Raw genomic sequence first — 23,679 nt, 5'->3', positions numbered from 1 at the left:
ATCCACTAGCCCAGGCACTGTCAATAGTCTACAACGAAATAAATATGCAGCTCATACTGTTTCCCGCACTTATTGAGAAACAGTGAGGCACTGGCGAACACAAGGTGGAGCCCTAAAACATTGTGTTATAAGCAAGGGGGACGTTGATAGTAGCGCAAAAAAAACGCTCCGAAGGATAAGGTACTTATCATGACAATCAACTATGGGAAAGAAACCCGGGTGTTCGATCGTTGGTCATACAAATCCTTTCTGGCCGCTGTGTCTTGCCGATAATATGCAGCAAGGACATCGTATAATTCAGGACGCTCTCGTCGCATCTGTCTTGGACGGTCAAAGAACAATTCTGTTGCAACGGCGAAAAATTCTGCTTCATGAACTGCGCCGTAGGAATCGAGAAGAGTTTTCTTACCCCCATCCACACGTTTTTGTAGACGAAAATACTCTTTTGAACAGATCTCAACCCAGGCACGATATAGTTTTGTGTTGTGCAGTTCTGGTGTTCCGTCCGCAGTTCCATCGCGCATATCAAGGATATGGGCAAACTCATGGTACACCACGTTATGGCCACGCTCAGGATGCCTTGCATCCCGAACGACCGCATCCCAGACAAGAAGTACAGGACCGTTGAGCATTGCCTGCCCCAGAATCGCCTGACGATGAGGAACTATTGAAAGACCTTCACTAAAAACACTGGATCTACTTTCAGGCAGAGTTATCGTCGTGGGATACACGAGGACAGATTTCAACTCTTTGTACTGAAAAGAAGGGAGAGCTAGAACCAGAAGAGATGCTTCTGCTGCTATAACCACCCTGATTTCATCAGTAATTTCAAGACCACCACAACCTTCAAAAGTCTTCTCTGCAATGAAATATTGTATCAGCTCCTCAAGGTAGGCTTGCTCTTCTACATTGAGATAGCTGTAGTGGGCCACCCGCTCTGTAAGTATCTCACGCCATTTTTCAGGAAACGGTGTCTGTAGAATCTTTTTCCGAGCTCTTTTTCGAAACCAATTAAACATATGATCGCCCTTTATTAACCACAGTTTTTCTCTTCACCAATGATTGCCAACAGGCCCTTATGTAACCCGGTAATTATATCAACCTCAGAGAGCCCTAAACGGCGTTTATTACTGATATCAAAGACACTATCCGTAACTTCAGTATTTTCTCCACCGGTCCCGCGAAGCTGCAACTGATGCGTATCCACAAGCTCACGTAATAGAGATTGTTTTATGCTGAGATTTTTAAGGCGGATATGCACCCCAGCACGCATGGAAGTACCAAGATTAGTGGGACAGGTTGCCAAATAACCGTAGCGTTTATCCCGTGCAAAAGGGAGCTGTTCGCTCAGAGAAACAAGCGCCTTGCCAAGGTGATTAAAGACCCCGGATATATCAGAAGAACTGTCCTGGCTTATAAGGCGCAAGTGATCTTCTTCATTCAGCCAAACCCGGAACCGTTTATCGTTTGAATAGAAAATCCCACGACAAAGAGGAAAATCGGTATTTATCCCGGCAGCTTCCTGAAACCTGTCACCCTTTTCAAAGAGAAGCCCAGCATCAGCCTCTTCTTCAAAACTATGATAGGTACCTGCCAATCCGTCTGGCAATACATTAAAGGCAGCAACGACATCCTTTTCCAAACACCTTCGTTCTTTTAATGTAAGGTGACAGGTGTAGGGATAGCTTTCAATATTTCTCGCCACACGAACTCTACTTGAAAGAATATATTTTCTTTCAGGATCCGGATCTGGCAAGTCAACCGGGGAAAAATCAGAACAATGGGCAACGTCACCGGAAAAGCAGTGATACTCTTGAATAACAGGGGAGAACACTTCAGAAAACAGTTCATAGGATTGAGCATCCCCTGCATAGATTCCAATAGAACTGTCCGAATTGGCCACACCCGACTGAATAGCTTGATCCAGAGTAAAGCCGCTATCGGTGGCTAACACCTTAAGCCTTGAATACTTCTCCGGATCAAGATGTTTTTTGGCAAGGCACTCGGAGGTCTTATCAAAGGGGGATTGCATCAAAAATAGTCACCATTACACTTGAATTAATATTAGGCTCTATGGGTTCTATACCTTCAGAACTCATACAGGACGCTTAATGTTGCGTGATGACTTATATAGCAATTAGGTCAAAGAGCGTCAATGACTATGGATTGCAATGGTTGCAACCTCTGATCCCTCGATACTGGTAAGGGGTAAACTTACTCTGTCACGCTTTGAGCATCTTTGAAAGCAGCATAAGGTGCAGCAATGGAGGTTCCCGCAAAAGATTTATCTTCAAAGTTAGCCAAGGCTGGTTCGTAATATTCTACAAAATCACCATAATTAGAGTCTTCCCACCGACTACCATCGGGATTCAGTCCTCCCACAGCAATAACAGAATCATATCCTGCAGGGTAAACAGGTGTACCTGTGGGACTATTACCTGCAGCAGCATAAAGCTTTATACCGCTACGACTGGCCATATTCATAGCAGACTTCATAAACGAACTATCAACTTCTGCTCCCCAACTCATGCTTACAATACTCGCCCCTGAGTTGATGGCATATTCAAGAGCACGTATAACTGTTCCTGAACTGGTCATACCATTTTTATCAAAGGCCTTAATTGAAACCACAGGTACGCGACCAACGGCTTCTTGCCCTCCTAAAGGTGTAATGGCCCCTGCCGCAATAAGTGAAGTCAAGGTTCCGTGGCCATTGGGATCATTTATTTCCGAGCTTGGATCTATGGCATTATAGGTATCTAAAATAAAGGAGTGGTCGGCATAGGAAGGATCGAGGCCCGAATCCAACACGGCAATAACGGAGCTGTCACTGAGTCGGTTAAAGTCAAGAACATTATCTTTATTGACCTGTGGCTCCACAGTACTCGCAATCAGTGGAAAAGCTAAGTTCGGTTCAGCCGCGACACCCTCCTGATACGACCTGACAATTTCCAACGCATCTTCAACCGACATGTGTTGACTGATTTTAATGCGATACAAACCGAGAGGTTTCATCACTTCAACCACAACACCATCAAGAAGACTGAGTAATCTTTCCAAATCAGAGACAGATGAATTCTGCCTAAAGCCAACCAGAATTTCACTTCGAAGATATCTAACACCACTCTCACCCTCAACGACATCAAGCACCTTTTCGTTTAAGGAGTCTGACTGTGCCACTAGTTTTTTGCCTTCAGGAAAGATCTTTATGGAAGAGAGCTGGTAAGTATGTCCTGCATCACCACCCTCTTGTCTCCACTCAAGTATGAAGCTATGAGGATGTGCCAACTTAGAAATAAGCTGACTTATTAAGACACTGTTCCAATCTCCTGAAATACGCTGCGATCCAATTAATTGATCAATTTGGACTTCAATTCCACGGTCCTGGAAAAGCTGCAGTACCTCAACCAGTGGTTCTCCATCGGCTTTTAACCAGGCGCGTTCCCCTTCGATTTCAAGTGACGCTGCAGAAAGTGATAAAGGTAGAATAAGGCCGATAAGACATATCAAAGCTACGTATCGAACCAATGGAACTACACGCCAACACCTTCCCTGCTGAGTAATATTCAATATATTCATGAATACATTTTAAGGAAAATCAACGAAAAGACAAGGCTTGTATACGTTGGGAGCATCCAGACATGTTACTCTTGACTGCACTACTGTATCTCGTACTTATACCCCACACTATAGACAGAACGTATGAGATCCAAGCCCGGGGCAACCATGGCGATTTTCTTTCTCAACTTCTTGATATGACTGTCAATGGTCCGATCACATACGATTCGCTCGTCGTTATAAATTCTTTCCATGAGTTGATCCCGACTAAATATTTGACCAGGCCGTCCCGCAAGAATTGAGAGAAGTTGAAACTCCACAGCGGTCAAATCAAGCTTTTTTCCTTTAATGGTTGCAAGATAGCAATCCTCATCAAGTGCAAGTAACTCATCTGTGGAACCCATGGGTTGCCCTCGCCGCAACACCGCTTTGACCCGTGCGACAACCTCCCTTGGGCTAAAGGGTTTGCAAATATAATCATCCGCCCCGAATTCCAGGCCCAGCAGCCTGTCGATCTCTTCCACGCGGGCTGTAACCATAATTATGGAAACACTCGAAAAGGACCGAAGTTCTTTGCAAATATCAAGGCCATCTTTTCCAGGCAACATGAGATCAAGCAAAATCAGATCGGGAGAATTTTGCTTTACCCAAGCCACAACCTCATCGCCATCTTCCAGCCACTCCGTTTCATACCCGGACTTCTGTAGATAATCCCTATGCAGATCTGCCAACCGCTTTTCGTCTTCAACTATCAGTATTTTTTGTTTCATAATCTCTTTATTTCACGCAGCTAAGGGGAACGTAATTGTTATTCCTACACCGCCAATGGAAGAACATGCAGCCTTGATCTCCCCACCATGTCCCTCGACGATATTCTTACATATGGCAAGCCCTAAACCTGCCCCGCCGGTCTTCCTGTTGCGAGAACCATCGACTCGGTAAAAACGATCAAACAGTTTAGCAAGCCCCGTTTCAGATACTGTTGGCAAGGAGTCTTCTATGGAAATAATCGCACAGTCATTTTCTATGACAAACTTGAGGTTTACTGAACCATTTTCGTCGGTATAACGGAGACTGTTCTCAAGAATATTTGAAAACAACTGCTGCATGCGATCAGGATCTGCAACCATTGAACATGATGCTGGATAAAAATCTGTGGTAACCTTGATATTTTTTGCTGCAAGGCGCAGTTCATATAACTCCACCACCCCTACAAGTATACCGACCGGATCAACAACTACTTTTCGATAACTAAGAGCCCCTATATCTGACATGGACAATTCATACAGGTCGCCCACCATTCGTTCAAGATGCATTACCTCAGAATGAAGAACGGACAGGGTTTCAGTGTCCGGCTGTCTCATTCCATCCTGTAGTGCCTCAATTTCCCCCCGCAGTACGGAGAGAGGAGTACGCAATTCATGGGAGATATCCGCCACCCACTGCTTTCTATTTTTTTCATTTTTCTCAAGGGTCATTGCAAGAATATTAAAATCTTGAGAAAGCCTTCCCAGCTCGTCGTTTGTGGTAACAGGAATCCTTGTTTTAAAACGACCCGCAATCAACTTAGCGGTCCCTTCGGTCATGGCAACAACGGGCCTTAGGAGGTGAACCGCCATGGGATAGGAGAGCAGCAGTGACAGCACCACTATAATAAGGGGAATGAATGCAAATGTTCTTGCCTGTTTTTGTATAAAGTGTCGATCCCGAGCAATCCTAAGAGCTTTCGCAGGTAACAGCCCCAGATAACCAATGACTGTTTCTTCAAGTTTTATTGGAAGCAGGTTCGACAATTCTTCATGCTCTTCGGGGCCGCCGATGATCCAGTTTTTGTCTGCATCATATAGTATTATTCTTGGCCCCAAATAAGCGGGCCCCTTTTCAATCCTATCCATAGATTCATGGGATGGTGGAGGAGGCAGATTTCCAGGACGTCCTTTAGGCCGCATTTCTGTAGATTGCTGCCCTTCTAAAGCCTCATCATGCAAACGCTTCCACAGGTGGTGATTACCTGCGATAAAACTCCAATCACCCTGCTGTTTGTAAAAACTCTTCAACTGAGTCGTAAGCTCTTGAAGCTGCTCCATTTCCTGTTCTTCAACATACTGTTTAAAGCTACGTTCAAAAGTCACCTTCACATAAAAATGCAGGGCGAGCGAAGCAACCACACTTGTCAGTAACAGTGTAAAAAACAGTTTATATTTAATTTTTTGTTTCACAAAAAATCCCTTGTCCGAAGTGAGAAGTTGTATCACACCCCAAAAATAGTCACATTGTATCCCTCTAACAAACCGAACACTAATTTATGTAGTACCTAAATATGAAAGAAATGTGAATCTCCTTTTAAAAAACAATTTTTGGTCATAATTCCTCCACATTTGCAGAGTAATGTATCTTCTATACATCAGAATACGTCTACAATTAATCATACAAAAAATACAAAGGTTATGGAGCATTTAAACATTGTTTTTATCGGAGGAAAAACCGATTTTTACCTTGAGGTTGCTGAAACACTTCAGACAAAAGGTGTCAAAGTGAACAGGGTAAAAAATATTGAAAAAGCTTTGACTGTTTTTCAAACTGACCCTCCCCATATCCTCATGGCGGAAGGTCCCCAAGAGGGGGTGAGCTGCCTTTCACTATGTCAGGAAATACGCGCTCACTATGGCGGGTTGTTTATCTTACTCTCGAATCAGGAAAAAATAGAGTTTCACATCCTGGCCTTAGATCTTGGCGTCGATGGCTCACTCAAGATAAGCGACGGAGCACAATACACTGTGGCCAATTTACTGGCCTTACAAAAAAGATATGCATCTCTACACTCTGTTAAACAGCTCAACTTTGGTCAACTGATAATTGACTCAAGTAAACGTGATGTTTTTATTTCAGGCCAGCCTGCAGACCTTTCTACCATCGAGTTTCAGCTTATATGGTCACTTGCTAAACGTAATGGCAGTGTCGTATCCAGGGATGAAATTCACCACGAGCTCTATAAATGCCCATATAACGGTATTGATCGAACCATAGACCTTTATATTTCCAGAATACGACAAAAGATAGGTGATGCTCCTGGATCATCCCAATATTTGAAAACTGTCAGAGGCATCGGTTACCAATTTATCCCAGATGAAGACAATCATCCAAGGCACTAAGATCTGGATACAAATTGATACAACAGATTTACCAAATTACCATACAACTCCAGGCCGTTATAACCGATACTTATAGAGGGAAAACCGTCACAAACTATTAACACTCTATTTAAAAGGAGGCTTGTTATGGTTAGCAGCATCAGCAACAGTATGAATAGTGCAACAATGATGAGCAATAGCTCAATGTCGCGTCCGCCGGAGGGTAAGAACGCCTTTACGGTCTCAGACACCAACGGAGATGGAGTTGTTTCAGGGACTGAACTCGATGCACTTGCAGCAGGTCTTTCAGACGCAACAGGTACAACTGTTACAACTGAGAGTTTCAGTAGTTTTGATAGCGACTCTAACGGTCTAAGCGGCCAAGAGATGTTTGACATGCTTTCAAGCATAGGCTTTTCACCAGCCGAAGCAGAAGGCGACAAACAAGGAAATAGACCTCCACCTCCTCCACCACCCGATTCCTCGGAGGTAATTTCAGCATATTCACAAAACAGTGGTGAACGTAGTGACCTGATGACAACATTACTTGATGCCATAGGCAGTTCCAGTGATGATGAAGGATCGTCTACTTCAATACGTTCCTATTCGTAACAACAGATAAAGCATGTTAGTAGTGTCAGGATATTTTGCCACTACTGCATACAATCGGCGATTTTCCCCTTTCCCCCGGGTCATTTCACATTCTTTCTTAGTTTCTCCATATTTGTTCCACATTACAACGTTATAACTCTGTTTAACAGTAAGCGCATAAGCGCGACAAACGTAAAGGAGCATCCCATGAAACAAGAAAAGTTTTCCGAAGCAATTGCCATCCGCCTGATTGTCAGCTTTCTCATACTTACAGCCTTATGCTTAAAAGCTGTGGCAAAAGTAAAATCTGCACTCCATAAGGCTAAAACAGCATTATATCCGCAATGGGTAAACGAAAAACAACTTGTGAGCTCAAACAGACAATCAACCCCATAGCGTAAAATTCTAAAAATAGAGATTCATTAAGGAAAAAATTTGAAATTACACATTTTCTCCATATTTGTTCCTTCTTTAGGGACTAATCTTGTCATTAGTAGAAAGCTTGAAGAGCAAATTTTCTACTAAAAAATGTCAGGTTTTCCGGTGCCTTCCCCCTCTCTCTCACCCCAACCCCGGTGCCGGAAAAACTGGTGTTTTTCCACCAACACTCAAAGCTACGACCATGAAGAATAATCAAATCCGAGAACTAACGGTTTGTATGACCACCACCGGAGTTGTCACTCTTATATATCAGGCAACTCCTGAATCAGGTGTGATTAATGTAAAACAGGCCGACGCAGTTCCATCAGAATGGATACAGGTAAGAGCGTGGAGAACAGTAGAGATACAGAACAGGTTGACTATAATTAATGCGCAGATCTCCACACAAGACAGTTCAGCGTCAGCCAAACCGCTCAAATTTCTAGTTATAGACAAATAGCGGAACTTATCACGCCACGCCCTACTTTCTCTTTGAACTACGTTCTTTTTTCTTTGTGGTGAGATACAGCTGTTCCACCTTTTCTCGCGCCCAAGGTGTTTTTCGCAGAAATTTCAGACTTGATTTGATGGTAGGATTCTTCTGAAAACAGTTAATTTTGATATAGGTTCCGAGTTTTTCCCAGCCATAATCATCGACCAGACACTGGAGTATATCAGCCAGTTTAACCCCATGCATGGGATCTTTATTCACATCAGGTTCCACTTCCTTCCCTCTTTTACTCAGGCTGTTACACACCGTTTAGCTCAATTACAGCTCGTTGCAGTTTAGGTATTCAGGCTACAACAGAGACGACTTTCTTCTTCTGGAGGGACTAGGCATCTTACCCAGGATGACACCAGCAAACAGAACCCCAGCTCCAGCTAAAAACCAGTACATCTTGTTGTCTTTACTTAGAGAATTATACTGTTCTTCCACTTGAACCAGCTTACCCATAAGAGTACTGTTTTCTTCAGCTGTTTTCTCAAGATTTTCTTTAATTTGTACCACATCGGCAGTATCTTTTTGCAGGGTATCATAGTCTTGGCCCAGCTTCTCTCTCTCACTTCTAAGAACCTCCAGTTCCTCCTGGGTTTTCTGAAGAACAAGATTAAGCTCATTAATCTTTTCTATTGCAGTAGCTGATTCTTCCTTCAATTTGTCATTTTCAAGTTGAAGTCTATCAACAACCTGGTCAAGCGGTGGATCAGGACTGAGGAACCTACTCAACATCCAGCCCTCTTTCCCAGATGGCAAACGTATCTTTGTATGAAACCCATCCTCTTCCAAAAACTCAACTCTTGAACCGCTTTTTACCATGGAAACAATTTTATATTCCGTCCCCTGGCCCCTTCGAACGGCCACATCAATACTTGGTGCGACGTAGAAACTCTCTGCAGAAGCACTACTAAAGCTAAAGAAAATAGAGCCAAGAACAACAGCTAAAATGACTGAAAGCAGTTGAGACGTAAGGGCACCAACATTTTCCTGGGAAGGTATTGTATTCATATTCACACGTTCAATGTAGTAATGAGGATTTGTAATCATAAAGATACGTAATTGAGAGATCTTAGAAGCATTATAATGGAAAACCCAATCCACGCAACAAATTCATGAATCCTTTCAACCCACCATCAAATCCACATATCATCCACATATTTCTTTTAAGCCTAAATCACAGTGCAATTGCGACCAAGCGACACGCGACCAGACGACACCAAACACAAAAAAGCCACCTGATAAATTTCCAGATGGCTTTTTTTCACATCAACCCGATATGTTATATAAGTAAATGTTGTCTACAGCACATTCACTCTCATATCATCTGAAATAGCTTCAATTTCTTCAGCCACAGCACGAGCTGAAGTCCCATCAGGAACACCGACTGTTAACTTTGCTGAAAAGACCGATTCTCCCAAAGAAGAGACAGGAAACCTGTTAAATTCTAGATTCTGGACAACTAAATCAAGATTAAAAATTATATTGCTGATATCTCTCGTCAACCCTTCGCGGTCCCTGCAATCCACCTCTAGATCTATGGACTGCATTTCCTCATTTGTTGGACTTACAGCACTGCTATTTACAAATTGCAAATCGCTAAACTCTTCTATCAAAGCTTTTTGCAACGGTTCAACACTTTCAGCCTCAATGGACACTTTCATAAGTGCAGAAAACTGGCCATCCAGTTTCATCACCTTACTCGCAAGCCATTCACCACCATGAAATCTGGTCGTCTCTGCTAAGGCCTTAACAATCCCAGGAGTTGAAGGACCAGATACAGTTGAAATATACGTTTCTTTCATAGGCGTCCCTTGTGCTAGATTTATCAAGTATCTCAGGTATATCAGCTTCCTGACACACTCGAGTTAAGTACTACTCTGTAGAGTATTTTAACACGCATTCTAAAAAGAGAAAGGGCTTTATAGCCACAACTACCAGCCGAGAATAAGAGGTGCAAAAATAAACCAAATGATATTTTATACTTTCCTCCTTGCAGTTTAATGAAAAACAGCATTTATTAGCCCAGCGAATAATCTTTTTTTACCTGCACCTATAGGAATTCAACCAATATCCCCGTAGGGCTCAACCCACAAGACCCCTGTACAGTATAATTTAATAGCAAAAAACAACGCTCCCTCCCCAAACTAACTGAGTAAAAACTATGAAAACAGATATCTATACTGAATCCCTCGACTATCATAAAAATGGTCGAAAAGGAAAGATTGAAGTTGTTGTTACCAAACCTTTTTCAACCCAAAAAGACCTCTCCCTGGCCTACTCCCCGGGTGTCGCACGCCCCTGTGAAGAAATCGCGGCCAACCCGGAGAATGCCTATGAGTATACTGCCAAAGGGAACCTTGTGGCAGTTATCTCAAACGGTACTGCAGTACTTGGGCTTGGAAATATTGGGGCCGTTGCCGGGAAACCTGTAATGGAGGGCAAGGGAGCACTTTTCAAGAAATTTGCAGATATCGATGTGTTTGACATAGAGGTTGCAACGGAAGATCCTGACGAGTTTATTCGTACCTGCGAACTGATCTCCCCTACATTTGGTGGTATTAATCTTGAAGATATCAAGGCCCCCCAATGTTTTTACATCGAAGAAAACTTAAAGGCAAAAATCGACATTCCCGTCTTCCATGATGACCAGCACGGTACTGCTATTATCACCGGTGCTGCCTTTATCAATGCCCTGTCAGTTACAGGAAAAAAGATTAGCGAAGTAAAGGCCGTCTTTAATGGAGCAGGAGCTGCAGGTATTGCCTGTGCCCAGATGTTTCTTGAGCTGGGACTTCCCAAAGAAAACCTTATTATATGCGATTCAAAGGGCGTCATTTATACAGGGCGGGAAGCGTCCATGAATCCATATAAAAAACGACTTGCCAGTAACACCGAACACAGAACCCTTACGGAGGCCATAGCTGGTGCAGATGTGTTTTGCGGTGTAAGTGTAGCCGGAGCACTCACAAAAGAGATGGTTATATCCATGGCGGAAAACCCCATCATCTTTGCCCTTGCCAACCCTGAGCCTGAAATATCATACCCCGATGCCATAGCCGCCCGTCCAGACTGCATAATGGCCACAGGTAGGAGTGACTACGATAACCAGGTAAATAATGTCCTCTGCTTTCCATTTCTCTTTCGGGGGGCCCTCGATACCAGGGCACGGGAAATCAACAAAGAGATGAAAATTGCAGCGGTTGAAGCCATTGCAGCCCTTGCTAAAGAAGAAGTTCCGGATTCTGTTCTGAGAGCCTATGGCGTTGAAAACTTTGAGTTTGGCCCTAAATATATTATCCCAACCCCCTTTGATCCAAGAGCCCTCATGCGTATCGCGCCAGCAGTTGCCAAAGCGGCCATGGATAGTGGCGTTGCAAGAAAGCATATCGACGATCTGGAAAAATATACCGAACAGCTGGAATCGACTCTTGGACGTTCCAAGGCAATTCTTCGCTATGTGACAAATCATGTCAAAGAACATCCTGTTCGAGTGGTTTACCCCGAAGGCACTAATAAAGATGTTGTCCGTGCTGCCATTCATGTCATGGAAGAGCAGATGGCGAAACCAATCCTCATTGGTAATAAAAAAGAGATTGAAGCTGCGCTTGAAAGTCATGGCCTTAAGTCGGATGCCATCGAAAGCATTGATCCATTGCAGGAAAAAGACCTTGTTGAGCGATATGCAAAGAGCTATTACGAACTCAAACAGAGAAAAGGAGTCACTCTACCCTACGCCAGGGATATAATGACCCAGGACACAGGGTATTTTAGCGCCATGATGCTCCAGGAAGGTGATGCGGACACCATGATCCATGGCCACTCGATTCCCTATGGAAAAGCGGTCAAACCGCTCCTCTCATGTATTGGAAAAAATGAAGGTAGATCGACTGTTGCCGGGGTCTATATGATGGTCTTCAAAAACCGGACCCTCTTTTTTGCTGACACAACCATCAACATCCGTCCAACTGAGCAGGAACTTGCCGAGATAGCGATCAGTGTTGCCGAATTTGTAAAAGAGTTTGATATCACACCAAAAGTGGCGATGCTTTCCTACTCTAACTTCGGCTCTTCCAAATCAGAGGATGCGGCGCGTATAGCCAGGGCAACGGCACTTGTGAAAAAGATGGATCCTGAGCTCAACATAGATGGTGAAATACAGGCAAACCTAGCCTTTAACACGGAACTTCGTGATGAGATATTCCCGTTCTCAAGCCTAAAAGGTGAGCCCAATGTCCTTATTTTCCCGGATCTCAATGCTGCCAACACCGCATATAAACTGTTTATGCGTCTCACTGAGGTGGATACCATCGGACCTATCCTTGTGGGCCTGAATAAATCTGCACACATCCTTGAGCGTGGGGCCAATGCTGACAATATCTTCAACCTCACAACCCTTGCCGCTCTAAAAGCCGGACAAAACAAGTAAGCTTCCTGCAGAACTCACTACGAGAAGGTTGGCGATGTTTCAACTATCAAGACCTTCTCGTAATATTGTTGCAAGACAGGCCCTACGATCGGCTTTTACACTACTACATGCCCCCCAATTCAACTGCGGTTGCAGGAATTACTACCTCACTGTGCAAGTGCAGCAGGGTCCTGTTAAGGCTTTTTCACGTATCACGAAGCAGAAAGTCTGACACCGAGAGTAAGCGACGAGGTGTACCTACTCTTCCAAGGCCTCAGCTAACAATTCCAGAATATGAACCGCCTTAACCTTAAGTTCTGCGTGGTTTATAATATCTTGTAATTGCAGGATACAGCCTGGGCAGGCCGTCGCAATATGAGTTGCCTCACTTTCAATAAGCCCCGAAATCTTTCGTGAGCCAATCGCCTTACTCGCATCATAGTGATATACCGAAAAGGTACCTCCGAGGCCACAACAACTGTCAGCACCTTCCATCTCAACAAAATCAACATTTGGAAGAGCCTTCAAAAACTCCCGAGGTTCGGGGGTGATCCCCTGGGTCTTGAGGTGACATGGATCGTGGTAGGTGACTCTTTTTCTTGTGGGCCACTTCTTCATCTCAGCAAGTTGTTCAAAAAGCCCCTGCTCCTGTAAAAACACACTGAAATCGACGACCTTATCAGTAAACGCTGACAGATCATCCTTCATAGTGCCATAATACTCACCAATACCACCATTACAGGACGCGCACGCTGTAATTACATAATCCACCTCCCGTCCGTGAAAGGCGTTCACGTTGATTTCAGCAAGTTCTTCAACCAGCCCCCCATCACCTGAGGACAGAGCCGGAATTCCACAGCATTGTTGTTCTCTTGGCAGATAGACAGAAAACCCCATGGAGTGCAATATGGAAACCATCTCCTCTCCTATTTCAGGATAGGCATAGGTAATAGAACAACCTGCAAAAAAACCAACTACTGGCTTACCAGGTCTGCCCTCGGTGTATTCCGGAACACGGTCAAAGAGATTTTTCACTGGAATATGAGGGACTGTTCTACCACTCATAATAGGAGATGGAAAACGCAGGCGCAGGCCACTAGCCTCAGGAACCTTTTTCAGAACCAGCGGGGAAAGCATTGCACCAGTTTTTGAAAGTGTCTTCATAAGTGGCTTAGAGGCAAGCACGGTTGAAACACCCTTTCCAATAAGGGACAACCCCTGTTTTTCAGTAATTTGACGACGGATTGCACCAACAATTTCATTCGTTGGAACCTTGTTAGGGCACTTATTCACACAGGATCCGCACATAAGACACATACTGATATCCTGTTGTAGTCGCTCATCCAGCTCAACCTTGCCATCAAGAATTGCAGCTGCAAGACTAATCTTACCCCTTGCCACCGCACCCTCTTTTTTACCCACCAGATAGGCTGGACAGTGAGCCTGACATACCCCACACTTAACGCACTCGCGGATTACCGACTCAAAGTCCTGTAGTGATTTATTTTTACTCATAGGTCCCCCCATCAACCCTTTCCAGACTGGGGCGCTTCCTCAGTAAATATTTTGCCGGGATTAAGTATATTGAGAGGGTCAAGGGCAGTCTTAATGCGCTGCATGTACTCGATTGTTTCCTTGTTCAATTCCATACTCATATATTTAGCCTTGGAAGTACCGATACCATGTTCCCCTGAGATAGAGCCACGAAGACGTACAGCCGCTTTGAACACCTCTTCCATAATAACTTCAATTTTTTCATCCATCCCCTCTTCGTTCATGTCGACCATCACATTCACATGGATATTCCCGTCTCCGGCATGACCGAAGTTAACAATGGGAACCTGATATTTTTTGGAGATGGATTCAAGGGCGCGAATCATATCGGGCACCTTTGATCTAGGTACAACAATATCCTCATTAAATTTATCAGGATTAATTTTACGAAGACTTGGGGAAACAATACGACGAACCTTCCAAATTTCTTCTGATTCCTCATCAGTTGTGGCAATACGAGTATCAAGCACCTGAAATGGTTCTATAATAGATAATATCTGTTCCGCCTGGCTGGTCAGGATTAACGGGTCGCCGTCCACTTCTATAATGAGTACAGCCTGACAGTTTTCAGGTAGGGGAATATCACTCTTATCCCGTATGCAGTCGATGGTTGCCGCATCTAAAAACTCCAGGGTGGTTGGAATAATTTTAGCCCCGATTATTGCTGAGACAGACTCTGCTGCTGCATCAATTGTTTCAAATTGTACCAGCATGGTCTTTTTAGCAGCGGGCTTTGGAATCAGCTTTAAGGTAATGCTGGTAATAATACCAAGGGTTCCTTCAGAACCGACAAAGAGTTTTGTAAGGTCATACCCAACAACATTCTTCAGGGTCTTACCGCCGGTACGGATAATATCACCGGTGGGAGTTACCACCTCAAGCCCCAGGACATAATCCTTGGTCACCCCGTATTTTACACAACGTGGTCCACCTGCACACTCCGCCACATTGCCTCCAAGGGTACTGTACTCTTTTGATGCCGGGTCCGGGGGATAAAACAACCCTAATTTCTCCACCTGACGCTGTAGCTCTGCAGTTACCACACCTGGTTCAACTTCTGCCGTCAGGTTGTCTGTATCAATCTCCAGGATCTTATCCATACCGCATAAGACCAGAACAATCCCACCATTAACAGGCAGACTACCGCCGGTAAAACCACTTCCCGCACCCCTTGGCAACACAGGTATTTTTTTGCTGCACGCAAGTTTTACGATGCTACTCACCTGCTCTGCAGAACTCACATGGACAACTGCGTCCGGCAGATGTTGCTCCTGAGTTGCATCATAAGAATGTGTAATTTTATCGGTGGTGTCCGTGGACACATTTTCCTGCCCTACAATTTTTATAAGCTCTTCAATCACTTCATGATTCATTTAACAGTATCCTTTTTGCATTGACGGATTGTAGATTCAACCGCGAGACAACCCTCGTTTCCAGCAAATATAGTATAAAAACCATCAACCATATTCTTTCCACATTTTTCTTTCTAAAGGGTCCCTTGAAAAACGGGGTAATGCGTTCAAATTCGAGACGTGCGATAAATTTTACCACAGGCATACAATTGATATTCCAAGGATAAAATTTTGAGTGCAACGATGAAGTTGGGTGGAACCAATTTTTCAAGGTAGCCTAAAGAGAACTATTCGCCTGTTTACACTTTTACTTCGACATACAACCCGGACAGCATGGAGTGAGGTTTTTTTGACAAAAAGAGTTCAACCCCCTACAATTAAAGGAGTATGCAGTTTACGCAAGCCAATGAGTATCTACTCACAACTTAATTAAGCAGATGGTTTCCTTCCCTTTCAGAGAGACAAGAATCACGAGTAACATACCGGTTTGGCTGAGATTACAGGCTAACAGTAATTTAGAACTGCACCCGGGCAGGATAGAGGCTAAAATTATTAACGTCTCAAAAGGTGGCGCTTGTCTGCTCACGCCCAAATTATTAATTGAAGGGAAACATCTCTTCTTCACAACCCTCAACAGCAGCCACAACCTTTTACTCCAATCCCACGAATCAATGGAGACACTGGGTGATTTCACCCTTACAGCCCATTCTGTCTGGATGGACAGCTGCCAGCATATGAACCAGCACTTCTTCAAGGTGGGAGTCTGTTTTTCAGCCCCACAAAATCATTTTTTTACTACCATCAAAAAACATCTACGCAACCTCTAAAGCTGCTAAACAGACAGTTGCAGCATATCCATAGAGCAACGCAACCACTCCTCTTAACCGTATGGTTACCGTATATTAAGGCTGGCCTGTTAAATCAGGTTGACAGATTATCTCTTAAAACGTTAACATAATTGATCATATTTTACGTTATTCTCTCTGTAAAAAGCCATATATACCAATACATTATGCCAATAATAACACTGAAGTTTAAAGACAAAAAGATAAGGGACTATCCTCTTGCTGTGGGCCAGAGCTGTACCATTGGCCGAAAAAGCTCCAATGATATCGTCATTGATAATCTTGCTGTTTCTGGTACCCACGCAAAAATAGAATCTGTCTCAACAACCTTTGTCATCCGGGATCTAGAGTCCACAAACGGCACCTTTGTTAACAAGAAAAAGGTTTCCATGCACAACCTACGCCATGGCGATGTTCTGCTCATTGGGAAACACGATCTGATCTTTGATCGATCTGACCTGATGAACAAAAAGAGCGGGGTTGACGATTTAGATGATGATAAAACCAGAATTCTGGACACTAACGAATACCGTACCCTTATCCACCGCGAGCAGGAAAAGGCTGAAATGAGGGCAAGAGAGGCTGAAGCTTCACCTTCTCTATTGAAGAGATTCACGACCTGGTTATTTGGTTGAGATAATTTCTCGGAATTAATTAAAGATAGGCCGAAAACTTCGTTTAATGCCTTTAAAGAAAATAGCTGTTTTACTCTTTTGCAGATCGGCCTGCAATTCCAGAAGCGCCTGGTGACGGGGATACACCTTCAGGCCGGAAGAAACATAACCCCGCGCTTTACTGAGGTTCATATTCTGCAGGGCTTTATCCCCCATGGTGGCATATCTATCAGCAATAGCACGTAGCCCTCGCTCAACGAGCTTACTCTCTGGGCGAATTTCTTTAATCTCATTGTAATACCGATATGCGCAGTCATCTGCCGGAGTGGTGTATCTCTTGGCGGCAAATGCATTTTTTGCCTTTCTGAGAAGACTGTCAATTACAGCCTGTTCGTCATCTTCAATTTTCTGCTGCAGCGCCAGAAGTTTTTCATTACCGGCTTCCACTTCAAGCCCCTTACTGATCCTGTCCCTTGCAGCAGTAACATCTCCCTCCTCAAGCTTTTTCAGAGCAGCAACCTCGTACCGCCTTGCAATGGTAGCCATACCGGATCTTGCGTCTTTATTTTCCGGATCAAGTTCGAGCACTTTTTTATAATAGCCAAAAGCTGAGTCTTCTTCAGGCAGAGTTAATCTATTCTCACCAAGGGCCTTTTCTGCCTTTTCCATAAAGATCCCCACAGCCCGCGCCATAATATCTTCGTCATTCAGTTCTTTTTCCACTATCACCTCAGGCTCAACAGGTATCTGCAGTGGTGTAATCTGAACAACCGGCTTCCTTTCAGGTTCGGGTACCCGCAACACCACTGTAGGCTGCAGCTCTTCGACAATGACCTGTTCTTCATTGTTCTGCCTTGTTGTAAAGGCCATTTTCACATAGGCCATTGCAATTATACAGAACAGTGCAGCGAACCCAACCAGTAGGCTATTCCTATTAAACCCCGGTTTCCAGTCTCCTCCAGCAGGAAAAGGCATTTCGACAAAGATTGTTTTATCATCGTCCAGAACAACCGTTGAAACTCTTGTATTTCCGGAATTATCGACTGGAGATAAACGCTGGATTTCCGCATCATGATCTACCTGAAAAAGTTCAAGCAGCAGGGTCTTAACCATTCTATTATCAGGACGTACTCCCTGTTCAAAAAAATACTCGTTAATATCATCGAGCATCTCACCGCAACTCTGATACCTCTTTTCTTTATCTTTTTGCAGGGCTTTACCGAGTATCTTATAGATTACCGGATCTTCCCCCGGCAGTACTTCCTCAAAGGGAAGATGCTCCACGTTGATACATTTTCTAATAAGGGTTGCAGTATCACCCTGATACATGCGCACCCCGCTCAGCATCTCATACAACAGGATGCCAATTGAGAAAATATCGGATCGGGAATCCACATCTCCCTCAACCAGCTGTTCCGGAGACATATAGGTAACCTTACCTTTCACGACTCCTGCCCTGGTGCGATTATCAAAGAGTTCAGCCTTTGCTACCCCGAAGTCGATGATTTTAACTTTCCCCTCGTAGGTAAGAAAGACATTGTGAGGAGTGAGATCTCTATGGATGATGTTCAACGGTTGCTGCTGCATATCCTTAAGATTATGAGCATAGTCCATACCTGCACAGATCTGCGCCGCGATAAAAAGGGCCTGATTGATACCAATGGTTCCACGATCACTCTTTGCCTGGGCCATGGTCGTGTGTAGATCCTTGCCAAAAAGATACTCCATGGCAATGAAGTAATGTCCTTCCTCCTCACCAAAATCGTAAACACAGGCTATATTTTCGTGCTGCAAAAGAGCAGCAAGCCGAGCTTCATCGATAAAATTGGCAACAACTTCCCCATCCCCTGCGACATCGGCAAGGAGCTGTTTTATGACAAGTGGTTTTTCAAAGCCCCCCGTCCCCACCAGTTTTGCCCGGTAAACCTCAGCCATCCCTCCGCTGCCAATAAGATCCAGCAAGGTGTATTTGCTACTGAGTTGTTCAGTATTATTTATATCTTTCAATTCTGGTGTACCGATTTTGGGAACCTGATTATGTCTGTTGTCTAACTTTCCCCCTAATAATATCATAATCCCTTTGATTTTCGACGATTAACTTATTAAATCTTCATGATATAGTATATTTTATTGAGCCGAAGAGAGTTTTTGGCCATGAATTCCATGAATAACCTGTAGGAAAGGCGACCAAATGATACCTACCCTCCCCCTTGAAGCTTGTTGTAAAACTGACGTTGGTTTGAAGCGCTCCCAAAATGAAGATACATGCGCAGTTAATACTGAACTCAACTTCTTTATGGTTGCCGATGGAATGGGGGGCGCAGCCAAAGGTGATCTTGCAAGTAAGTTTTTTCTGCAGTCCATTGAGGAAATATTCTTAACCACAGGGGTTCAAAAAGGGCCGAGCCTCAAAGAAAGATTTTACGCCTGCTTTGAAGACTCAGAGGAGGAACTTGAACAGCCTATCAATAAGGCTCTCAACCAAGCTAAAGACAAGGTCTATGCCTGTTTTGAAAACGCCAACAAGATCATCCAGGACCATATAACGAAAATCCCTCAACACGCTGGTATGGGGTGCACTGCAGAAGTGTTGACATTTACAGATCTGAACTATGTCATTGGCCATGTGGGAGACAGTCGCAGCTATCTCCTCTCACCAGGCACACCACTACGTCAGCTCACAAAAGACCATAGTCTGGTGCAGGACCAGGTCGACAGTGGAATCATCGCTCAGAAACAAGCGGGCAGCTCAGTTCTCAAAAATGTTCTTACCCGGGCCGTTGGGGTGGCACCCCACTTGGAGGTTGACATAATTAGTGGTCAGGCAAATCCTGGAGATATCTTCCTGCTCTGCTCTGATGGACTGTACAATATGGTCACTAATGAAGAGATTGAGGCCGTTTTGCTCTTTGATGCGCCCCTTACTCTCAGGACTGAAATACTTGTCAATATGGCCAACGACAACGGTGGCCGTGATAATGTGTCAGTAACACTCGTTTGCATTCCAGAGTAGAACATTCTCTTTCTAACATCTAGCAAACCATTCCGCTTTGAAATCAGTCTAGTACATTAGTTTATGACGGACTTTTTTAGGAGCATGGGAACAAATTGATGCAAGCAGGAAGGTGAAAACCACGGTGGGAGTCGTAGGCAAAAACTGATGGAAAGCAGCCCCAAGTAAAATCAGCTTAATACATGTGGCAATGCCGGAAATCTCTCTAAACACCTCCCGATGCCTCATCCACTCTGTGAAGATTAAGGCAAAACCACTGACAAAAACAAGGTAGAGATACAATCGAGGCAGGACGAAGTCATCTTTTAAAAGAAATGTCGTCAAAAAAACGGCAGCCCCGACCTGATGTAAAGCTCTGATAACAATAGAAAGGTTCAGAACCCAGTAGGGTCTTTCCCCAATCCTTCCCATTCTCTCTTGTTGAGTAGATTTATTTTCAAGCGACATCCAGTCCCCATGGCACACGTAACACATTAGCACATTAGCAACTAAAGAAGTGATTCCTCAGCAATCCCACGAACAGTTATATAGTCGGTTCTCCATAAAGAATCCACACCATTCCTCTCTCCATTTTTAGGAGCGACACCTACTGTTTCACAGCTACTACCCCGCACATTTCATGAAAGGCTCAGCTCAAAAACAATAATACACTTTAATATCTGACTGCTAGACTTGTTTTTGTCTTCAAACTTCTCGTCACAGTTTGCACCTTAAGCAAATGTATGTTTCTCACCCTGCGAGCGCACTGATATGGTCAGCTACCCTTCGTTTTAGTAGAGAGTTACACTTTCAGGAGTAAACCACTAACCATCTCAATTCATGAAATATGGAGGATAGATATTAAAGCGATTGAGTTTTTTGAGAAAATTGCAGGTTAATTTGCTTTTCCTACTTTTTTTCAATATATTTTTATATCAGCTAACCCCGATGAACGGGATATGCACCTTCACTATATTATCATTATAGAAAAAGGTTTCTATGCCTTGCCCACCCTACACAATCCTTTGCGCGATCACTGCGGCCATAATTGTTCCCTGTTTTGGCCGGATCGCTCTAAATGGATCAGGAGTGGAAAATGAACTTTACAGATACACCATCCCCCTGATGGTGGGGGCAATTTCAGGGTTTTTCATTGGTCTCTTTCTTGACAAGTGGAAGGCCAGTATGACCCTGCTCGAGAAAACGAACAGACAACTGAAAACAGAAGCCAGGAGATCCACCATTGCAGGTTCCTGGCATTTTGCCCTTTTTGAGAAAAGTCATTCTATTATTCTGATCATAGATCCTGACACCGGTAAAATCATAGATGCAAATCCCCAGGCTGCATCCTTTTATGGATATACAGTAAAAGAGTTAAAGAACATGTACATCCATGAAATCAACACTGAAACCAAAGAAAAAATATTCACAGAACTGAAACTCGCCAACAAAGAAAAACGCAAGGTGTACTACTTTAAACACCGTCTCTCGAGCGGAGAAATTAAAGACGTGGAAGTTTTCACCGGCGCCATCAACATCGACAACACACCTCTTCTACTTTCATTTGTACAGGACATCACCCAACTCAATCGTCTGAGAGGAACCCTCTCTATTTGTTCCCATTGTAAGAAAATACGCGATAAAAAAGGTGGCTGGACAGAGGTTGAGCAATTTATTGAATCTAACACCGCAGCAAAATGCAGCCATGGGATATGTCCTACTTGTGTAGATAAACTCTACCCCAGCCATGCAAAAGACCCTCGAATTGAGGCCCTAACCACAGCTTCCTAATGGACTCGTTGTTTAAAGGTAATCCCTTTGTAATTAAGAACGACCCCTTCCCAGATAATATTCAGCAACGTTGTATCACCATCAATGCTGTCACCTTCACGAAGTATTGTATTATTTATAATTATTATCCGCTGAGCAGGGTCATCGGCAAAGGTGTGACCGGCCAAGACATATTCGGGTAAGGTCTTTTGTATATCCTGAGGCAACTCTCTTCGAAACTGGATATCCTCATACGTCTCTTTCGATTCTGGAGGACTATCAACCACAGAGACCCTTGGAAGTGCTTTTTTTGCATGACTTCTGACAATCTTTACAACCTCCGGATCAGGTCGTCCAGAAGAACCAGCTGATGAATTTTGTACTACAACATCACCTTCCTGTTGCGTAAAAAAATCATTACGTATCTCAATCCGGCCCAATCTAATACGCTGATTTTGCTTGGAGGTCTGCTTGAGTTCTTCTTGTTGACTAAAAAAGAAAACGCCTCCCACAGCAAGAATGACGACACAACCGAGCAACAACAGTCCTGCTCTGCTGGACAGCTTTAGACGTGATTTATAGACAGGTCCCCCGTGCACAATATGCAGGTGCGGGACACCCTCGTCCTGGCGTTCTTCTTTTGATTTTTTTAAAGCTTCAAGTATATAAGACATATCATTTACACAGACGATCTTTAAAAAATATCAACAGGTCTTTCGCCACCACTCAATTGCCATCTCTTTCTTTAATCATCTCGACCACCGTTTCCGGGAAAAATCGATCTATCTGCTTTTCAAAAAATCCACTATCACGGTTAAAGGCCAAATATAATGAGAGAGGCACCAACAGTACAAAGAGAGTAATAGCTGCAACAACCAGTATTTTATTGAACTCCCAACGACTACCGCTTGCAGCAATCACTTCCTTAACAGCCTTTTTTACTATCTGCGCATCAATATATGCCTTATTTTCAGCATAGGCTCCAAGAAGTGCCCTATCGCATATAACGTTTATGAGACGTGGCACACCACCGGAATATTTATTGATTATTTTAATGGCATTCGCAGGAATGGTAAGACTTCTTGGGTCCCCCCCCGCAACGGAGATTCGGTGCCGTATGTAAGCCGCTACATCTGTTGGCTGCAGTGAGTTTAAATGGTATCTGGTTGTAATACGCTGGCTCACCTGAGATAGTGCCGGTATCTTTAAAATATCCCGAAGCTCAGGCTGGCCGACAAGAACCACCTGTAGCAATTTTTGAGTATCTGTCTCAAGATTAGTAAGTAATCGCAACTGCTCCAGGACTTCGGTGTCAAGGTTCTGGGCTTCATCAATAATAACAGCCGTATTTCGGCCCTTTCCATGGGCCTCTAACAGATAGTTATTCAGCCCATCAATATAATCTTTATTGGTTGGCTGCTCACAAACAATGCCAATACCCAGCTCCTCGCATACTGTCTTGAGCAGGTCTCCAATGGTAAGCTTTGGGTTGAGTACCAGCGCCACATCAGTTGTTTCTGGTAGTTGCTCAAGTAGACAACGACAGACTGTTGTCTTTCCGGTTCCAACCCCACCCGTCAATAAAATGATGCAGCCTTCACTGTTTATCCCATAGAGTAAATGGGCTAACGCCTCCCTGTGCAGTTCACTCATATAGAGAAACCGTGGGTTGGGTGTTATAGCAAAAGGCTTTTCAGTGAGACCAAAATAGCGTGTATACATAGATCCTATGCCAACAACAATATGTTTAGAGTGCGAGAGAAAACGACACAACAGCCCTCCATTACAGGAATCCTTTTTTTAGGAAAAAAAAGACATAACAGGTAAATGATAAAATTATTAGTTACAAAATGCCATAAGAGATTCACTCGTCAATAAGGTGTCTGCAGATAACTTTCTATTTTTCATGTCTCTTTTCACAAGGGATCAGTTAAAAATATAGTCACCA

23 protein-coding genes are annotated in these 23,679 nt (G+C 43.8%); 9 read left to right on the top strand and 14 right to left on the bottom strand.

The window, feature by feature from the left end:
* Positions 1-200 precede the first annotated feature (200 nt).
* The 5 genes from ACX6CI_RS22150 to ACX6CI_RS22130 form a co-directional block, all read right to left on the bottom strand.
* Positions 201-1,019 carry a M90 family metallopeptidase gene (locus tag ACX6CI_RS22150; protein WP_458775824.1) on the bottom strand — a complete coding sequence of 273 codons (819 nt, stop codon included), beginning with the start codon at positions 1,017-1,019 and terminating at the stop codon, positions 201-203.
* A 14-nt stretch (positions 1,020-1,033) separates the two neighbouring features.
* Complete coding sequence (locus ACX6CI_RS22145) at positions 1,034-2,032, bottom strand: phosphagen kinase (RefSeq protein ID WP_458775823.1); 999 nt, start codon at positions 2,030-2,032, stop codon at positions 1,034-1,036.
* 182 nt (positions 2,033-2,214) lie between these two features.
* Positions 2,215-3,579 (bottom strand): S8 family peptidase, encoded by a 1,365-nt coding sequence (locus ACX6CI_RS22140; RefSeq protein ID WP_458775822.1) that lies wholly within the window; start codon positions 3,577-3,579, stop codon positions 2,215-2,217.
* A gap of 80 nt (positions 3,580-3,659) precedes the next feature.
* Positions 3,660-4,328 (bottom strand): response regulator, encoded by a 669-nt coding sequence (locus ACX6CI_RS22135; protein ID WP_458775821.1) that lies wholly within the window; start codon positions 4,326-4,328, stop codon positions 3,660-3,662.
* Positions 4,329-4,340: 12 nt separating this feature from the next.
* Positions 4,341-5,777 carry an ATP-binding protein gene (locus ACX6CI_RS22130; protein WP_458775820.1) on the bottom strand — a complete coding sequence of 479 codons (1,437 nt, stop codon included), beginning with the start codon at positions 5,775-5,777 and terminating at the stop codon, positions 4,341-4,343.
* 228 nt (positions 5,778-6,005) lie between these two features.
* Between ACX6CI_RS22130 and ACX6CI_RS22125 the strand changes: the two genes are divergently transcribed.
* The 4 genes from ACX6CI_RS22125 (at position 6,006) to ACX6CI_RS22110 (ending at position 8,160) form a co-directional block, all read left to right on the top strand.
* A complete protein-coding gene (locus ACX6CI_RS22125) occupies positions 6,006-6,710 on the top strand; it encodes a winged helix-turn-helix domain-containing protein (protein WP_458775819.1) in 705 nt (234 codons plus the stop codon).
* 126 nt (positions 6,711-6,836) lie between these two features.
* Positions 6,837-7,301 carry a hypothetical protein gene (locus tag ACX6CI_RS22120; protein ID WP_458775818.1) on the top strand — a complete coding sequence of 155 codons (465 nt, stop codon included), beginning with the start codon at positions 6,837-6,839 and terminating at the stop codon, positions 7,299-7,301.
* A 186-nt stretch (positions 7,302-7,487) separates the two neighbouring features.
* A complete protein-coding gene (locus ACX6CI_RS22115) occupies positions 7,488-7,676 on the top strand; it encodes a hypothetical protein (RefSeq protein ID WP_458775817.1) in 189 nt (62 codons plus the stop codon).
* A gap of 106 nt (positions 7,677-7,782) precedes the next feature.
* Positions 7,783-8,160 carry a hypothetical protein gene (locus ACX6CI_RS22110; RefSeq protein ID WP_458775816.1) on the top strand — a complete coding sequence of 126 codons (378 nt, stop codon included), beginning with the start codon at positions 7,783-7,785 and terminating at the stop codon, positions 8,158-8,160.
* A 21-nt stretch (positions 8,161-8,181) separates the two neighbouring features.
* On the opposite strand, the gene ACX6CI_RS22105 is transcribed toward ACX6CI_RS22110, so the two are convergent.
* The 3 genes from ACX6CI_RS22105 to ACX6CI_RS22095 form a co-directional block, all read right to left on the bottom strand.
* A complete protein-coding gene (locus ACX6CI_RS22105) occupies positions 8,182-8,397 on the bottom strand; it encodes a VF530 family protein (protein WP_458778504.1) in 216 nt (71 codons plus the stop codon).
* A gap of 102 nt (positions 8,398-8,499) precedes the next feature.
* Entirely contained in the window at positions 8,500-9,207 is a 708-nt protein-coding gene (locus tag ACX6CI_RS22100) for a TIGR04211 family SH3 domain-containing protein (protein ID WP_458775815.1), read from the bottom strand.
* A gap of 290 nt (positions 9,208-9,497) precedes the next feature.
* Positions 9,498-10,001, bottom strand: a complete 504-nt coding sequence (locus tag ACX6CI_RS22095) for a glycine cleavage system transcriptional repressor (protein ID WP_458775814.1) — start codon at positions 9,999-10,001, stop codon at positions 9,498-9,500.
* Positions 10,002-10,360: 359 nt separating this feature from the next.
* On the opposite strand from ACX6CI_RS22095, the gene ACX6CI_RS22090 reads away from it, so the two are divergent.
* Positions 10,361-12,625, top strand: coding sequence for an NADP-dependent malic enzyme (locus tag ACX6CI_RS22090; protein WP_458775813.1), 2,265 nt, complete (start codon positions 10,361-10,363; stop codon positions 12,623-12,625).
* A gap of 237 nt (positions 12,626-12,862) precedes the next feature.
* Here the strand turns inward: ACX6CI_RS22090 and ACX6CI_RS22085 are convergent, their stop codons facing one another.
* On the bottom strand, positions 12,863-14,119 hold the full coding sequence (locus tag ACX6CI_RS22085) for a (Fe-S)-binding protein (protein ID WP_458775812.1): 1,257 nt from the start codon (positions 14,117-14,119) through the stop codon (positions 12,863-12,865).
* 11 nt (positions 14,120-14,130) lie between these two features.
* Positions 14,131-15,531 carry an FAD-binding oxidoreductase gene (locus ACX6CI_RS22080; RefSeq protein WP_458775811.1) on the bottom strand — a complete coding sequence of 467 codons (1,401 nt, stop codon included), beginning with the start codon at positions 15,529-15,531 and terminating at the stop codon, positions 14,131-14,133.
* A 416-nt stretch (positions 15,532-15,947) separates the two neighbouring features.
* Here ACX6CI_RS22080 and ACX6CI_RS22075 point away from each other — a divergent pair, with 416 nt between their 5' ends.
* Together ACX6CI_RS22075 and ACX6CI_RS22070 are read left to right on the top strand one after the other, a co-directional pair.
* On the top strand, positions 15,948-16,337 hold the full coding sequence (locus ACX6CI_RS22075; protein WP_458775810.1) for a hypothetical protein: 390 nt from the start codon (positions 15,948-15,950) through the stop codon (positions 16,335-16,337).
* A gap of 185 nt (positions 16,338-16,522) precedes the next feature.
* Positions 16,523-16,990, top strand: a complete 468-nt coding sequence (locus ACX6CI_RS22070; RefSeq protein ID WP_458775809.1) for an FHA domain-containing protein — start codon at positions 16,523-16,525, stop codon at positions 16,988-16,990.
* Positions 16,991-17,005: 15 nt separating this feature from the next.
* Here the strand turns inward: ACX6CI_RS22070 and ACX6CI_RS22065 are convergent, their stop codons facing one another.
* The gene (locus tag ACX6CI_RS22065; RefSeq protein ID WP_458775808.1) at positions 17,006-19,042 is read right to left on the bottom strand and encodes a protein kinase domain-containing protein; all 2,037 of its coding nucleotides are present in this window, start codon (positions 19,040-19,042) and stop codon (positions 17,006-17,008) included.
* Between the two features lie 118 nt (positions 19,043-19,160).
* Here ACX6CI_RS22065 and ACX6CI_RS22060 point away from each other — a divergent pair, with 118 nt between their 5' ends.
* A complete protein-coding gene (locus ACX6CI_RS22060) occupies positions 19,161-19,982 on the top strand; it encodes a PP2C family protein-serine/threonine phosphatase (protein WP_458775807.1) in 822 nt (273 codons plus the stop codon).
* A gap of 48 nt (positions 19,983-20,030) precedes the next feature.
* Here the strand turns inward: ACX6CI_RS22060 and ACX6CI_RS22055 are convergent, their stop codons facing one another.
* The gene (locus ACX6CI_RS22055; protein WP_458775805.1) at positions 20,031-20,429 is read right to left on the bottom strand and encodes a hypothetical protein; all 399 of its coding nucleotides are present in this window, start codon (positions 20,427-20,429) and stop codon (positions 20,031-20,033) included.
* Between the two features lie 531 nt (positions 20,430-20,960).
* Here ACX6CI_RS22055 and ACX6CI_RS22050 point away from each other — a divergent pair.
* Positions 20,961-21,752: a PAS domain S-box protein gene (locus tag ACX6CI_RS22050; protein ID WP_458775804.1), complete on the top strand. Its 792-nt coding sequence runs from the start codon at positions 20,961-20,963 to the stop codon at positions 21,750-21,752.
* Here the strand turns inward: ACX6CI_RS22050 and ACX6CI_RS22045 are convergent.
* Both ACX6CI_RS22045 and ACX6CI_RS22040 read right to left on the bottom strand, forming a co-directional pair.
* On the bottom strand, positions 21,749-22,405 hold the full coding sequence (locus ACX6CI_RS22045; protein WP_458775803.1) for a general secretion pathway protein GspB: 657 nt from the start codon (positions 22,403-22,405) through the stop codon (positions 21,749-21,751). The genes ACX6CI_RS22050 and ACX6CI_RS22045 overlap by 4 nt on opposite strands.
* Before the next feature lie 52 nt (positions 22,406-22,457).
* Entirely contained in the window at positions 22,458-23,453 is a 996-nt protein-coding gene (locus tag ACX6CI_RS22040; protein WP_458775802.1) for an ExeA family protein, read from the bottom strand.
* Positions 23,454-23,679: the final 226 nt, after the last annotated feature.

The sequence above is a fragment of the Desulforhopalus glucosivorans genome (assembly GCF_054397165.1).
Note: the sequence above shows the minus strand (reverse complement) of the source record. Positions and strands in the feature narration are given on the sequence as shown.

Bases quoted from the DNA above. Each gene is read 5' to 3' on its own strand.
- ACX6CI_RS22150 (WP_458775824.1), bottom strand. From the start codon at position 1,019: ATGTTTAATTGGTTTCGAAAAAGAGCTCGGAAAAAGATTCTACAGACA.
- ACX6CI_RS22145 (WP_458775823.1), bottom strand. From the start codon at position 2,032: ATGCAATCCCCCTTTGATAAGACCTCCGAGTGCCTTGCCAAAAAACAT.
- ACX6CI_RS22140 (WP_458775822.1), bottom strand. From the start codon at position 3,579: ATGAATATATTGAATATTACTCAGCAGGGAAGGTGTTGGCGTGTAGTT.
- ACX6CI_RS22135 (WP_458775821.1), bottom strand. From the start codon at position 4,328: ATGAAACAAAAAATACTGATAGTTGAAGACGAAAAGCGGTTGGCAGAT.
- ACX6CI_RS22125 (WP_458775819.1), top strand. From the start codon at position 6,006: ATGGAGCATTTAAACATTGTTTTTATCGGAGGAAAAACCGATTTTTAC.
- ACX6CI_RS22120 (WP_458775818.1), top strand. From the start codon at position 6,837: ATGGTTAGCAGCATCAGCAACAGTATGAATAGTGCAACAATGATGAGC.
- ACX6CI_RS22115 (WP_458775817.1), top strand. From the start codon at position 7,488: ATGAAACAAGAAAAGTTTTCCGAAGCAATTGCCATCCGCCTGATTGTC.
- ACX6CI_RS22105 (WP_458778504.1), bottom strand. From the start codon at position 8,397: ATGCATGGGGTTAAACTGGCTGATATACTCCAGTGTCTGGTCGATGAT.
- ACX6CI_RS22100 (WP_458775815.1), bottom strand. From the start codon at position 9,207: ATGAATACAATACCTTCCCAGGAAAATGTTGGTGCCCTTACGTCTCAA.
- ACX6CI_RS22095 (WP_458775814.1), bottom strand. From the start codon at position 10,001: ATGAAAGAAACGTATATTTCAACTGTATCTGGTCCTTCAACTCCTGGG.
- ACX6CI_RS22090 (WP_458775813.1), top strand. From the start codon at position 10,361: ATGAAAACAGATATCTATACTGAATCCCTCGACTATCATAAAAATGGT.
- ACX6CI_RS22085 (WP_458775812.1), bottom strand. From the start codon at position 14,119: ATGAGTAAAAATAAATCACTACAGGACTTTGAGTCGGTAATCCGCGAG.
- ACX6CI_RS22080 (WP_458775811.1), bottom strand. From the start codon at position 15,531: ATGAATCATGAAGTGATTGAAGAGCTTATAAAAATTGTAGGGCAGGAA.
- ACX6CI_RS22075 (WP_458775810.1), top strand. From the start codon at position 15,948: ATGGTTTCCTTCCCTTTCAGAGAGACAAGAATCACGAGTAACATACCG.
- ACX6CI_RS22070 (WP_458775809.1), top strand. From the start codon at position 16,523: ATGCCAATAATAACACTGAAGTTTAAAGACAAAAAGATAAGGGACTAT.
- ACX6CI_RS22065 (WP_458775808.1), bottom strand. From the start codon at position 19,042: ATGATATTATTAGGGGGAAAGTTAGACAACAGACATAATCAGGTTCCC.
- ACX6CI_RS22060 (WP_458775807.1), top strand. From the start codon at position 19,161: ATGATACCTACCCTCCCCCTTGAAGCTTGTTGTAAAACTGACGTTGGT.
- ACX6CI_RS22055 (WP_458775805.1), bottom strand. From the start codon at position 20,429: ATGTCGCTTGAAAATAAATCTACTCAACAAGAGAGAATGGGAAGGATT.
- ACX6CI_RS22050 (WP_458775804.1), top strand. From the start codon at position 20,961: ATGCCTTGCCCACCCTACACAATCCTTTGCGCGATCACTGCGGCCATA.
- ACX6CI_RS22045 (WP_458775803.1), bottom strand. From the start codon at position 22,405: ATGTCTTATATACTTGAAGCTTTAAAAAAATCAAAAGAAGAACGCCAG.
- ACX6CI_RS22040 (WP_458775802.1), bottom strand. From the start codon at position 23,453: ATGTATACACGCTATTTTGGTCTCACTGAAAAGCCTTTTGCTATAACA.